Here is a 12,319-nt window from a genome sequence, read left to right as displayed (position 1 = left end):
AATATTCTGTTTTATGTAAAAAGGGGGTAACTGTATGCTGTTGAAATACGGTAAACACATTAACTATTTAGCTACAATTTTTATTTCTATGACATTCATCGGCTTCATATTATCTACAACTTTACTCAGTCATTATTCAACTCCTAATACATTCACACTACTTAAAACATCATTTTGGGCTGCTGTTTTCCTTACAGTTATCGGTTTTGGCCGTGAGAGAAGCGCACTTGCAGTTATGCTAATTGGAATTTGCACTTTAGCATTAATCGGATTGTATATTTTCGCCATTATAGATTACTCCGTTAATCCACGCCCATAGAAAAGAGCTATCTTTTCACAAGATAGCCCTTTTCTCATTTCACTATATTTCTTAGCGTACCAATTCCCTCTACTGTAACAACAACTTCATCACCAGCATGCAAAAACTTCGGTGGTGTAAAACCTTTACCAACACCAGCTGGTGTCCCTGTTGCAATGATATCTCCTGGCTCTAATGTCATACCTTTACTTATAGTTGAAATAATTTCTTCTACTGAAAAAATCATTTCTCTCGTATTTGAAGTTTGCCTTACTTCTCCATTTACCACTGTTTCAATGTGTAATGCATTCGGCGTTCTAACCATCGATTTATGAATTAAATACGGTCCCATTGGACAAAATGTATCGAAACTTTTCCCTAGGAAAAATTGTTTATGTTTTCTTTGAATATCCCGAGCAGTTACATCATTTATAACTGTATATCCAAAAACATGATCAAGAGCTTTTTCTATTTTTATTTGTTTCCCTCGCTTACCGATAACGATTGCTAGTTCACCTTCGTAATCAAGTTCATTCGTTGCATGAGGGTGACCATTAATTTGCTCATCAATTCCGATCACTGTTGTTGGCGCCTTTGTAAAAATCATTATATTTTCAGGGATAGACTCTACTCCGCCCATTTCTATCGCATGCTCACGATAGTTCTTTCCAACACAAAGAATATTTTTTCTCGGCCTTGGAATCGGTGCTAATATTTTCACCTCTGCTAACGGATAATACGCCGATCCCGCATTTTCCTTCGCCCAATTTACAATGTCGCACACTTTCTCAAGACATTCGCTTCCTCTTTCAATACACTCTAACATGGTAATTGGGATAGTAACCTTTTCCCCTTTTTGTCTTTGCGCTTCTCTTAAATGTAATACCTTTTCTTCCTCTTCATCCACAATACCTACAAATACCTTTTCTTCTTTCTTCGCCGTTACAAAACGCAACATTCCCACTCTCCATCCTAAAACTCATACCTTATAATTGTATTCGCATCCTTAAGAAAAAAACCTTCTCACGCACGCTAATTTTTACAATATTCCTCCCTTCTTACATTCGTTCCTCACCCTTCATTTGACATAAAATGTAGAAATTATACTTTTTTTGGCGAAGGTGTTTCTTTTTTATGGAATTTTTGTATAATATGTACTACATATATACATAAAATTTATTGAGAGATGGAGCCGATTTCAATGTTTGAGCAAGCTATCGAAAAAAAACGCGAAAAAATGATCTATTTTGCTGAACGCTACGGAATGACTTCTCAAAAAACAGTGGATTGTAGCCAAGAACTGGACAGGCTCTTAAATGTTGTTTGGCCTATACATACAGATTGCACACATACTCAAATGTTCGAAACACATACGCAATAACGTATGTGTTTCTTTTATTTCAAAAAAATACACATTTTATTGAAAACGCCCATACAATAGTAGAAAAGAAAATTTTAAAAATGAAAGGTGTTTTGTATGCCAGCTATGGTCGGACATATTCGTATCGTTAATATTGGATCAAGTGGTATTTTTCATATTGGAGATGTATTTGCGATTAGGCCTATTAGTTATTCACGCGCTTTTGCCGGAGCCGGTTCATTTAATGTTGGGGATAACATCTCTGTCTACAATTATCAAAGCTCAACGACTGTCAATGATTCAGATGTAATTGATCAAGCAATAATCGGTTCGAACTAAGGGAGGCGATTGCATTGAATTTTTATGTGAACCAAAGTATCATCATTAACAGCATTAAAATCGATAGCATTACGACCTCTTCCGTTTTTCAAATTGGAACTGCAGGTAGTATTAAGGCTCTTTCTAAATTCTCAAATTCTGGCGGATTTACAGAACCTCTTCGCCCTTTAAGTGCGAAAGGACAAATTATTTCTATTAAACCTTCAACTAGTTCTTCTTAGACCATCCTTATCATAAATATATAGCAGTAATATACCCTCCCTATTGAAAAGGAGGTTTCACAAAATGAATCAAGATATATACACTTACCTACACCAACTTCAGCAAGCTCTCCAAATACAGCAGCAAACTATTCTAAATCTTGAAGAGCAAGTTCGCCTACTACAAGAAGAGCTTAATGAGTTAAAAAGTCGTCCCTCCTCTTCTATAGGAAAAGTGGAATATAAATTCGATCAATTAAAAGTAGAAAATTTAAACGGTACTTTAAATATTGGCTTGAATCCATTTTCAACAAAAGAGCAACAAATTGAAGATTTTCAAGTAGATACAGAAACACTAAAAGTAAATCCCGAAACAGAAATAAATCCAGACTTTTATCAAGGTATCCTTCAAGAAATGCATCGCTATTTAGATGAAGAAGCATATAGTCGAATTCTCCATTTTGAACAAGAAGAGAGAACGCCGCTTGATGAGATGTATCGACAAATGATGGTGGATGACATAAAAAAACAGATGGAACATAGACTTCCGTATTATTTATCACAAGTTCAATCGTATGAGGGTATTTCCACAGATCCCGATTATTTACGAGACGTCATTATTCAAGCAATGAAACAAGATATTGACAAAGCCTTTCTTTCCTTTATTCAACACATACCGGGCAATTTTCGAAAGGAGTAAGTATGTATGAATTTAAATGTTGTAAACCGCGAGTTAAAAGTAGGGCAGATTAAAATGAACGGGGTTTCTTCTGCCGCATTATTTTTAATTGGAGATGCAAACCTTCTCATCCTTTCTTCTATTCTTGATACGCCATTCGAATCCGTTACAGAGGGGCCATTTGTACCATTAGTAACAGCTGTCCCTACGACTCCAGGTTGAGGAGACTCAAAATTATGTTACATCATGTTTCAGTTGTCCAAAATGTTTCTATTATTTCTTTGGGGATTGCTGCAGTATTTCAAGTTGGTGATGCAAATCAAATGGAATTAAAAAGCAGGGCGCTTTTGGTTCATCGGGAAATTCCTTGTTATTTAAAAGGAGAAGGTCGCTTAGATGCTTTTGAAATTTTCACAGATGAACACATTACTATTCCAAAGCGAACCACAGATGTAAGAATGAATATTGTAAATGAGTGCCCTTTTATTGAAGTAAATGATGTTCACTTGCGGACACTTTTAAATTCTGGTTGCTTTCAAATTGGAAATGTTGATTATGCTTTTAATAACTCTCGTATTATGCAAATCCGCCAATACATTACTGATGAACCTTCCAATAAATAATTCATATAGTAATTAAAAAGCTTAGTAAAGTAGGTGGATGGTATGCCTTCGGTTGTAGGAAATCTTGTCGTTCAAAACAGTAACGGCTCTTTCAACTTAGGAGATTTTTATAACGTGTCTCCGAAAGAAAATACGAAAGCTTATAACGGATCTGGGGCTTCCAATGTCGGATTTGTCGTTAATACTTTTAGCGGCGTTAGTGCAACAAATACATTCGATTCGGACGTTGCAGACCAAGATCAAATTGCAACAGCGTAAAAAAAGCCTTAGCTCTATATTGTATAGAGCTAAGGCTTTTTCTTCTATTTTTTAGCACCTTACATATTTACGTTTGAATCCCAGTCTTCCTCTATCAAGTTCTTTATGAATACTTTCGTAAGCATTTAGAAAACTGCTTTTCTTCTTGTCTCGTTTTAGTTCTACTATGCCTACTTCCTTTGCGGTTTCAACTGCCTTTTCATGTAGCGGCACATATGAAATCCCCACGGTGTTTAGAAAATTATTCATAGCGGATTTCGTTCGTTCTGGCGCATCGTGAATTGTATTTTTCACAACTTCTAGCATATTGGCAATCTTACTTTCGGAAAATTCATTGTCTTTTCGATTCCCTAAAAGCCAGCAGTAGCAACTCCATCCCGCTGACATTCTTAGTTCGTCACCACTTGCAATCCATTTATCAGCCACGTCTTGTGCAAAGTTTGATTCTGATAAAGTTACTGCCACCACATAATCGGACAGCATATAAAAGTACGCTCCATCCATCCAACGATCAAAATCCGATTCATTCATAGTTTTTGGGTCTGCAATAATGCCTGCAAAGTACATTGCATCGTAGTTACCTGTGGCATACAGCTCTTCAGCTAAACTTTGATTTATTTTTATTTTCTTTGCGATTGGTTTCATAGCACCTGTAGCTACGCCAAAAAGTGGATCCTTTGCACCATTAGATATGTATATTTTTTTAGTTCGTTCCTTACCGAGAGTTTCAAGCTCTTGCATTACTGTTTCAAAATCCATCATGTTGCACTTCCTTCCTTAATATTATAATCCATTCACTTATCTTCTTTATCAAGTTCTCTACACTTCATAACTCCATCTTTTAAAGCGTTTTGTCCATCGATTTACGATTTTCAAAATGGGATTTCGTTATACGCGTTTATCCAGCTAATTAATACCGATTATATAAACTAATCATTAATGAAGATGCTACTCCCCGCTAATGATTAGTTTTTCTTTATTTAAATGATAATCCCTTATCTTCTAAAGCCGTTCTCAATTTAGGTAAAGATGCTGGCCCTATACCGTGCAGTTTCAAAATTTCTTTTTCACTATACTTTGAAAGTTCTTCTAAAATATGAATTTCATAATGTTCTAACGCTCGCCTTGCTGGTGCTGAAAGAAGAGAAAGAAAGCCTTCTTTTGGCTTTCTCTCTTTCTCACAGGTTGGGCAAGTTGGACAATCGCTACTTTTGTAGTACTCGTGTCCTTGATCACAAGTTCTTAACGTCGCCATACTCCATAACCCCTTTCTAAGCTCTATTCGTCAATATTTACAACATGATTCCCATCAAAGAAGTATAAACATTTCTCTTTCACAGGATGTTTTAAGCTTTTCTCGAGTGCTTTTGCATATAGTGAAAGCTGCACTTTGTATCGGTCTTCTAAAGTTGGTTTCGCTTGATCAAATCCGCCTGGGAACTTTCCTTCAATCGTATCTGTTTTAAAGTCGATTAAAGTAATTCCATCTTCCTCTTCGATCATGCAGTCGATAACCCCTTGGACAAGTATTGTTTCGTCGCTCTTACCTTGCCAATCTTGATACGCTTCTTCTGCTGAAAGCATCATCGTAAATGGTACTTCACGTTCAACACTTTTTGCTGCTAATACCCTTCTACCTAAGTCACTGTCAAAGAATGAAATTACTTTTTCAATCGCTATTTCTTCAGCTTGTTCAAATGTTAATAGTTCTTTATTTACCATTCTTGCAATTTGCTCTTGAAGAACTTCAATCGTAATTGGTTTCTTCAAATCTACATGCTGCATAACGGCATGGACTGCTGTCCCTCGCTCTGCGTATGTTAGCCCTTTTTTCTCCATAAAGCGCGGACGTGTTTTAATTGGTGCACGGAGTTTCTTAATAAAGGCGTTATCGCTACCTTCTTCAGATTGATAATTTCTCTTTATTTCTGTAACAGACTGTTTCGCACGGTGAGATGTTGCGTCCTCATACCCGTATTCCCACATTAATCTGTCATATACTTCTTCTTTCCGTTCACTTTCTAACGGAACAGCCTTTTTCTCACGAAGCGCTTCTAATAACTCTTGTTTCTCTTCTTGAACTGGTTCTGGTGCAAGTAACGTTTTGCCGTCAACAACTTCTACTTTCCAGCTCGCACTATACCCATAAATTTCGACTGGAATATTCCCTTGTCCTAATTCAAGAAGCATTTCACTATCACGATGTCTATATAATGAAGGTGCAATCCAATCTAAATAACATGACGCTCCGGCACGTATATGATCTGGTAATAACCATTCACTATGCTCTCTTGCATCGAGCCATTTTTCCATTTCTTTATTGGCATCCTTAACTGTTCCAATTAAAATTAACTTCTCTTTTGCACGCGTTAACGCTACGTATAATACGCGCATTTCTTCCGCAATTAATTCCATCTTCATTTTACGCTTAATCGCTAGTTGCGATAATGTCGTATATTTAATTCGTTTACGAGGATCGATAAATTGTGAACCGAAACCGAAATCTTTATGAAGTAAGAAACGCTTCATTAAATCTTGTGTATTAAAACGGCGACCAAGTCCAGCTACAAATACGACTGGGAACTCTAGCCCTTTACTTTTATGAATCGTCATAATGCGAACAACGTCTTCTTGTTCACCAAGAGCTCTCGCCGTTCCCATGTCATCTCCGCGTTCTAAAATCCGCTCAATAAAGCGTAAGAAGCGGAATAATCCTCTAAACGATGTTGCTTCATATTGTCTCGCGCGGTCATATAATACGCGTAAGTTTGCCTGTCTTTGCTTTCCGGCTGGTAAACCGCCGACAAAGTCGTAATAGCCTGTCTCACCGTACACTTTCCAAATTAAATCGGAAAGAGATTGTTGACGCGCAAATTCACGCCATCCTTGCAGTAATTTATAAAACCACTCTAATTTATCATGCAGTTCTTGTTCTTCTTCAAGCGGCGCTCCTTTTAAGAATGAACTCATTACTTCATAAAACGAGCCTTTCTTTCCATGAGCACGAAGCGTCGCAAGTTCTTCGTCATTTAGTCCAACGATCGGTGAACGAAGTACAGCTGCAAGCGGAATATCTTGCATCGGATTATCAATAACGCGGAATACGTTCATCATAATATTTACTTCTGTCGCTTCAAAGTAACCAGTCGCAAGGTCAGCATATACCGGAATTCCTTGTAATTTTAACTCTTCCATAATTTGCGGCGCCCATGGCATGGAGCGAAGTAAAATAACGAAATCACGGTATTGTACAGGGCGCATACTATCAGTTTTACGATCATACACTTCATAATCTGAATCAACCATCGCTTTAATACGCTGCGCCATAAGACGAGCTTCAAGCTGCGCTTTTTCTACTTCTGCACCTTCTTCACCGTCTTGCACTTCTTCCTCAGTTTGCTGAATACATAATAGCTCTGCCGCTACATCTTCACCTTCTGGATAGCTAGCACCTAGCTTTAATTCAGCGTCAGCATCATAATCGATTTCTCCGACTTCTTCGCCCATAATTTGTTTGAAGATAAAGTTCGTACCTGCTAGCACTTCATGACGGCTACGGAAGTTTTTCGCTAAGTCAATCTTCATTCCGCCGTCTAATCCTTCTTGTGTGAAACGTTTATATTTTCCTAAGAATAAACCAGGCTCTGCTAGTCGGAAACGATAGATTGACTGTTTTACGTCACCAACCATGAACAAGTTTCCTTCACTCTCGGAATCTTTCGTTACAAATTTAATAATTGATTCCTGTACGAAATTCGTATCTTGATATTCATCGACTAGTACTTCAGCAAATTTATTACGATATTGAAGTGCTACTGCTGACGGCTTCATTTCACCGTCTTCACTTTGCTCACTTAAAATTTGCAAACAGAAATGCTCTAAATCTGTGAAATCGACCATTCCTTTATCTCGCTTAATCGCTTGGAAACGCTCTGTAAATACTTTTACAAGCTTCACGAGTTTTTCTAATACAGGATGCATATCTTGAAAATCTCGTAAGAAACTTTCAGGTCTGCGGCTAAATAGTTCTTCTTGTAATTTCTTCACTTCATCTTTCGCTTTATTACGAAGAGAATCTACTTGCTTTACAACATCTTCGTTATAATCACTTTTCTTAATACGCTTTAATGTTTGCCACGATACATTTTGCATCGCTTCATAAACGCTTGTCCACGACCCGCGAGCTGCTGAGGATAACATTCCAAGTAAAGCTACATCCGCTTGTAACGTTTCAACGCGAGGCGCTGGACCATCAGGAAGCATTGCGAGTTCAGTCGCTTTACGAATATGCTCTTCCGCTGTTTCAAGCTGAAACTTCACATCTTCTAATAAGTAAGAAGCGTACACTAAATCTTCAATCGTCTTTCCTTCAACGTCGTATGCTTCTACTAATTTATCAAGCCACTTCTCCGGATTTGGATGCGCTCTTGATTCTGTATGAAGCGCTAAAATCATTCGTTGTAAGTCATCGTCACTACGGTCACTCGTATAACGATCAACTAATTCAAAGAAAATACTATTATCTTCGATTCCATATTCTTCTTCTAATATGTCATCTAGCACTTCTTCTTTTAATAACTCATTTTCTGTTTGGTTCCCAATACGAAAACGAGGATCGACATCAAGCATGTAATAATATCCTCTAATAACTTGTAAACAAAATGAATGAATGGTAGAAATGGAAGCTTTATTTAATAAGCTAAGCTGCTTTCTTATATGCTGTGAACCTGGCCCATCAATTAATACTTTTTCTAACGCTTCCCCAATTCGATTTTTCATTTCTTGCGCCGCTGCATTCGTAAATGTTACAACGAGCAGGCGGTCGACATCGACTGGATTTTCCTCACTTATAATCTTTTTAATAATACGTTCAACTAATACCGCTGTTTTCCCTGACCCAGCTGCCGCTGCGACTAAAATATCACGTCCGTTCGCTACAACCGCTTTCCACTGGTCATCTGTCCACTGACTACCTTCTGGTTTCTGAGGCCAATTTTCTATCATTCTCCGCCAACCTCCTCTCTAATTTTCTCCATCGCTTCGCTATCTTTCATATCTTTTAACGTACGGAATTGATTATCTTCAAGTGATTCATCAAATTGACAAACAGATTTGAAGTTACAGAACGTACATGCCGCTTTATTCCCCTTTTTGTAAGGAGCAATATCGATAACACCTTCTGTAATGTCTTTTCCGATATTTTCAAACGAGTGGTGTACATATTTTTGAAGTACGTTAAACTCTTGTTCACTTGCAATGCTAGAACGCGCACTAAAACTACCATCTTTTTTCAAACCAGCAGAAATAATATCAGAGCTTCCTGTTGAAAGTTTATTATCCATTAAACGAACAACATCAGCATCTCCTAGTACGAGCCCTTTCATTTTAAATTTCTTTAAAATTTCTTTCTCAATTTCTTCTTCAGATGCATCGCCTTTCATCTCAACAATCGGGTTATGAATATGAAAATACAATACACCCGCCGGTGATGCAGTACTGCCCTTTTTCATCCACGTATGTGCATTTGAAGTAACAACATCTAAATACGTTAACATTTGAAGTGCGAGTCCGTAATACACTTCTGTTAAATCTAACGCTTTCGAACTTGATTTATAGTCAATAATACGAAGGAACGTACCACTCTCATCTTCCGCCTTATCAACACGGTCAATACGGCCAACTACTTCCATCTTCACGCCATTTGGCAACGCAAATTCCATTGGCGGAAGCGATCCAGTACCACCCATACCGAACGGTACTTCTAAATCAACTGGTACAAAGCCACTCGACTTCGCATGTTCACGAAGAATAAGTGATGTACGGAAAATGATTTGTTGTAGTTTTTGTTTTAAATAGAAATGACGGTTTGAACTTAATAAAATTTGTCTTTGTAATAACGGTGCAATTTCTTCTATTACTAAAGCAGAAAGGTGCTCACACTCTTTTATTGATAAATCTGCCCAAGTACGATTTTCACGTAATAGCTTGTCTGCAATTCTCTTCAGCGCTGCATGGAATAGTTCACCGATATCTGGCGCATCAAGTTTGAAAATATCACGCTCTCTTAGCGATAAACCGTGCTGAGCAAAATGAGCGTACGCACAGCGATTAAATAGTTCCATACGAGAAACGCTTCCCTTAATTGTATCTCCATATAAATCCCTACTTACATCTGTACTTAGTTTCTGTGCACGATTTCGGTAGAATAAACTCGATAACACGCGGCTACTTTTTTGCTTCCATTCATCTGAAGTAACGTAGAAGTTATATACGTCCCACCAAAAGTCTAAATTGCCTTCAAATCCGTAACGCTTCCACGTTTGCAGTTGCTGCATGACATAAGACAACGTTACTTCTGGCGTTGCTACATATGAGATTTGTTCCGAACGCGATAAGTCATTTACATCATTCGTAATAAACGATTCTTTCACATCAGGGAACATTCTTTTTATTTTCTTAATAAAACTAGAAGCAAGTAACGTCTTTCCTTCTTCATCCGCAAGCGGACAGGAAATGTATAACTTCTCAGATGCTCTCGTCACCATTTGATACATAACGAACTGTTCTTCTAATAAAGTTTGTCTCGTCGTTGGTGCTAATTCGATACCTGCAGCGTTGAGAACATTTCTTTCCTCATCAGAAAGCATACCTTCATCCATAGGCGCTGCTGGAATCACTCCTTCATTTACGCCAATAATGAACGTCGCTTTAACATCTGATAATCTAGAATGATCAATATTAGCAACTAACACTTGATCTAGTGACGGCGGAATGTTCGCAAATTGAAGCGCCTCAAGACCTGTCGTCATTACATCAGTAAACATAGACAGGGACATCTTCTCTTCGCCAAGCATCTCAACGAACGTATCAAGAAGGCTCATCACTTCTTCCCATACTTGCTCATGGTCTGTCGCAAATAAGAAATCTCCGCTTTCTTCTGCACGAATACGTAATGCTTCTAGTTTTTTCGGAACGTCAAGCTCCTCTAAAAATAAATATACCGCTTCGCACATTTGCATAACTGTTCCAGCACGCTTCAGTCTTTTTTGCATACGAATAACTGGCGTTCTTACAACGTCGCGAAGTCGATTTATTTTCTCTTCCATTTCACGCTCACTGTCTGTTATCATTTCGCTCGCATCATCAAGAGAACGATAACGACGATACATCCACGGATCTTCAGAAGTCCATCTCTTCCCTTGTACACCGTACGCTAAACAGTAGTTTTCGAACTCATCCATCTCTTCGCGCATCGTTTCTTTTCTTACGTCTAGTGGATATAAAAGTTCTGTTTTCACACAGCGGAACACTGCATCATAACGCCAATTTCCGCTAATAATCTCTAAAGCCGAACGAATACATTCTACTAGCGGATGATGTGACATCGGGCGTTTTTCATCGATGAAATGCGGGATATTATAATCCGTAAATAACGTTCGCATTACATCGTAATAACTTTCTCCGTTACGAAGAAGGACTGCGATATCTCGGTAACGATAGTCTTCAGTCGCCACAAGTCTTCGAATTTCACGAGCAACACCTTCTACTTCAGCTCGTAAATTAGCTGCTGTACTAATTGTCACACTCGCTTCGCCGTGAAACTTTTCATTTGGACGCGCTTCGTAATGCATTTCTAAATGTGCTAATGCTTGCGAATGAAAACGCGGCTGTTTCATAAGTGGAATTGTTTTTTCAACCTCTATTTTCTCTTCACGCGCTACTTGTTTTATTCTTTCATACGTTAACGTCGTTTCATAAAATAAATCCAGTTCATTCACTGGCTGCGCTAACGTTTTTTCATCTATCGTTAATGTTATTGTTACTCTAGTCCCTAATCTCATTAGCCCTCTAACAATTTCTAGCTCTTGAGGAGAAAATGAATGGAATCCATCTATATAAATTTCCGCGCCTTTTACATACTCAGAGTCTGAAAGCTTCTCAATTAATAATTGTAAGTAGTCTTCTGAATCTAAATATTTTCCGATTAAAGCACGTTCAAAATCATCATATAGTAACTGTAAATCATACACTTTATTCGCTAGTAGCTTTTGTTCTGCACTACTGCTATGCGTATCTAATTGTTGCCACATTTCATATACGTTAGACGGCGTCACATTGTAACGTTTAAACTCCGCAATCATACTACCAAGATGTTCAAAGAAGCCATTTTGCTCCGCTGCTTTTTGAAACACAGATAGTCCATCTTTACGAGATTCTACAATTTTACGAAGCAACATATGTACACCAGCTTCATCAATATGAAGACGACTCGCTCCACCAACTTCTTGCAGCACCTTCCACGCTAATCGCGAAAAACTAAAAACTTGTGCCCGAATAGAACCTCTTACATCTTCGCTCCCAATTAACGCCTGCTGCGTTTGGAATGTCATCTGTTCTGGCACAAGATATAATATTGTTTTCCCTCTTGGGCGCTGCTTTAACTCTTCTTGCACTTCGTGTAAACAAAGTGTACTTTTTCCACTTCCAGCTCTACCAATCACAAATCGAAGTGACATGTAACCCCACCTTTCACTTACATAACGAACGTTAGTTTGCTACCAT

The 12,319-nt window shown here is 38.1% G+C and carries 13 protein-coding genes; 8 read left to right on the top strand and 5 right to left on the bottom strand.

Annotated features, from left to right (window positions below; all coding sequences use genetic code 11):
* Nucleotides 1-34: 34 nt before the first annotated feature.
* The gene (locus MHI07_RS05685) at nt 35-319 is read left to right on the top strand and encodes a hypothetical protein (protein ID WP_215580889.1); all 285 of its coding nucleotides are present in this window, start codon (nt 35-37) and stop codon (nt 317-319) included.
* 34 nt (nt 320-353) lie between these two features.
* Here the strand turns inward: MHI07_RS05685 and MHI07_RS05680 are convergent, their stop codons facing one another.
* On the bottom strand, nt 354-1,256 hold the full coding sequence (locus MHI07_RS05680) for a fumarylacetoacetate hydrolase family protein (RefSeq protein ID WP_016104153.1): 903 nt from the start codon (nt 1,254-1,256) through the stop codon (nt 354-356).
* A gap of 243 nt (nt 1,257-1,499) precedes the next feature.
* On the opposite strand from MHI07_RS05680, the gene MHI07_RS05675 reads away from it, so the two are divergent.
* From MHI07_RS05675 to gerPF, 7 genes are all read left to right on the top strand, one after another.
* Entirely contained in the window at nt 1,500-1,679 is a 180-nt protein-coding gene (locus MHI07_RS05675; RefSeq protein ID WP_002087032.1) for an aspartyl-phosphate phosphatase Spo0E family protein, read from the top strand.
* Between the two features lie 96 nt (nt 1,680-1,775).
* Complete coding sequence (gerPA, locus tag MHI07_RS05670) at nt 1,776-1,997, top strand: spore germination protein GerPA (RefSeq protein WP_002149890.1); 222 nt, start codon at nt 1,776-1,778, stop codon at nt 1,995-1,997.
* A gap of 14 nt (nt 1,998-2,011) precedes the next feature.
* The gene (gene gerPB / locus MHI07_RS05665; protein ID WP_002149891.1) at nt 2,012-2,218 is read left to right on the top strand and encodes a spore germination protein GerPB; all 207 of its coding nucleotides are present in this window, start codon (nt 2,012-2,014) and stop codon (nt 2,216-2,218) included.
* Nucleotides 2,219-2,282: 64 nt separating this feature from the next.
* Nucleotides 2,283-2,897, top strand: coding sequence for a spore germination protein GerPC (locus tag MHI07_RS05660; protein WP_002158914.1), 615 nt, complete (start codon nt 2,283-2,285; stop codon nt 2,895-2,897).
* 6 nt (nt 2,898-2,903) lie between these two features.
* Entirely contained in the window at nt 2,904-3,098 is a 195-nt protein-coding gene (locus MHI07_RS05655; protein WP_113734011.1) for a spore gernimation protein GerPD, read from the top strand.
* A gap of 14 nt (nt 3,099-3,112) precedes the next feature.
* Nucleotides 3,113-3,499 (top strand): spore germination protein GerPE, encoded by a 387-nt coding sequence (locus MHI07_RS05650; RefSeq protein ID WP_044437740.1) that lies wholly within the window; start codon nt 3,113-3,115, stop codon nt 3,497-3,499.
* 42 nt (nt 3,500-3,541) lie between these two features.
* Nucleotides 3,542-3,757: a spore germination protein GerPF gene (gerPF, locus tag MHI07_RS05645; RefSeq protein ID WP_002170786.1), complete on the top strand. Its 216-nt coding sequence runs from the start codon at nt 3,542-3,544 to the stop codon at nt 3,755-3,757.
* Nucleotides 3,758-3,808: 51 nt separating this feature from the next.
* Here gerPF and MHI07_RS05640 read toward each other — a convergent pair whose 3' ends face one another.
* From MHI07_RS05640 to addB, 4 genes are all read right to left on the bottom strand, one after another.
* Entirely contained in the window at nt 3,809-4,516 is a 708-nt protein-coding gene (locus MHI07_RS05640) for a DNA alkylation repair protein (RefSeq protein WP_215580887.1), read from the bottom strand.
* A gap of 217 nt (nt 4,517-4,733) precedes the next feature.
* Nucleotides 4,734-5,012 carry an RNA polymerase alpha subunit C-terminal domain-containing protein gene (locus MHI07_RS05635; RefSeq protein WP_215580886.1) on the bottom strand — a complete coding sequence of 93 codons (279 nt, stop codon included), beginning with the start codon at nt 5,010-5,012 and terminating at the stop codon, nt 4,734-4,736.
* Between the two features lie 23 nt (nt 5,013-5,035).
* The gene (gene addA, locus MHI07_RS05630) at nt 5,036-8,761 is read right to left on the bottom strand and encodes a helicase-exonuclease AddAB subunit AddA (protein ID WP_340822452.1); all 3,726 of its coding nucleotides are present in this window, start codon (nt 8,759-8,761) and stop codon (nt 5,036-5,038) included.
* Nucleotides 8,758-12,273 carry a helicase-exonuclease AddAB subunit AddB gene (addB, locus tag MHI07_RS05625; protein ID WP_340822451.1) on the bottom strand — a complete coding sequence of 1,172 codons (3,516 nt, stop codon included), beginning with the start codon at nt 12,271-12,273 and terminating at the stop codon, nt 8,758-8,760. The genes addA and addB overlap by 4 nt, the downstream gene beginning before the upstream one ends.
* Between the last annotated feature and the right edge of the window lie 46 nt (nt 12,274-12,319).

This window comes from Bacillus sp. FSL H8-0545, from assembly GCF_038006105.1.
Taxonomy (GTDB): domain Bacteria; phylum Bacillota; class Bacilli; order Bacillales; family Bacillaceae_G; genus Bacillus_A; species Bacillus_A cereus_U.
The sequence above is the reverse complement of the archived record's forward strand: the minus strand, read 5'-3'. Positions and strand labels throughout refer to the sequence as shown.

Excerpts from the sequence above, each read along its gene's own strand:
- MHI07_RS05655 (WP_113734011.1), top strand. The coding sequence starts at position 2,904 with ATGAATTTAAATGTTGTAAACCGCGAGTTAAAAGTAGGGCAGATTAAA.
- gerPA (WP_002149890.1), top strand. The coding sequence starts at position 1,776 with ATGCCAGCTATGGTCGGACATATTCGTATCGTTAATATTGGATCAAGT.
- MHI07_RS05640 (WP_215580887.1), bottom strand. The coding sequence starts at position 4,516 with ATGGATTTTGAAACAGTAATGCAAGAGCTTGAAACTCTCGGTAAGGAA.
- addA (WP_340822452.1), bottom strand. The coding sequence starts at position 8,761 with ATGATAGAAAATTGGCCTCAGAAACCAGAAGGTAGTCAGTGGACAGAT.
- MHI07_RS05675 (WP_002087032.1), top strand. The coding sequence starts at position 1,500 with ATGTTTGAGCAAGCTATCGAAAAAAAACGCGAAAAAATGATCTATTTT.
- MHI07_RS05635 (WP_215580886.1), bottom strand. The coding sequence starts at position 5,012 with ATGGCGACGTTAAGAACTTGTGATCAAGGACACGAGTACTACAAAAGT.
- gerPF (WP_002170786.1), top strand. The coding sequence starts at position 3,542 with ATGCCTTCGGTTGTAGGAAATCTTGTCGTTCAAAACAGTAACGGCTCT.
- MHI07_RS05660 (WP_002158914.1), top strand. The coding sequence starts at position 2,283 with ATGAATCAAGATATATACACTTACCTACACCAACTTCAGCAAGCTCTC.
- MHI07_RS05650 (WP_044437740.1), top strand. The coding sequence starts at position 3,113 with ATGTTACATCATGTTTCAGTTGTCCAAAATGTTTCTATTATTTCTTTG.
- addB (WP_340822451.1), bottom strand. The coding sequence starts at position 12,273 with ATGTCACTTCGATTTGTGATTGGTAGAGCTGGAAGTGGAAAAAGTACA.
- MHI07_RS05680 (WP_016104153.1), bottom strand. The coding sequence starts at position 1,256 with ATGTTGCGTTTTGTAACGGCGAAGAAAGAAGAAAAGGTATTTGTAGGT.
- MHI07_RS05685 (WP_215580889.1), top strand. The coding sequence starts at position 35 with ATGCTGTTGAAATACGGTAAACACATTAACTATTTAGCTACAATTTTT.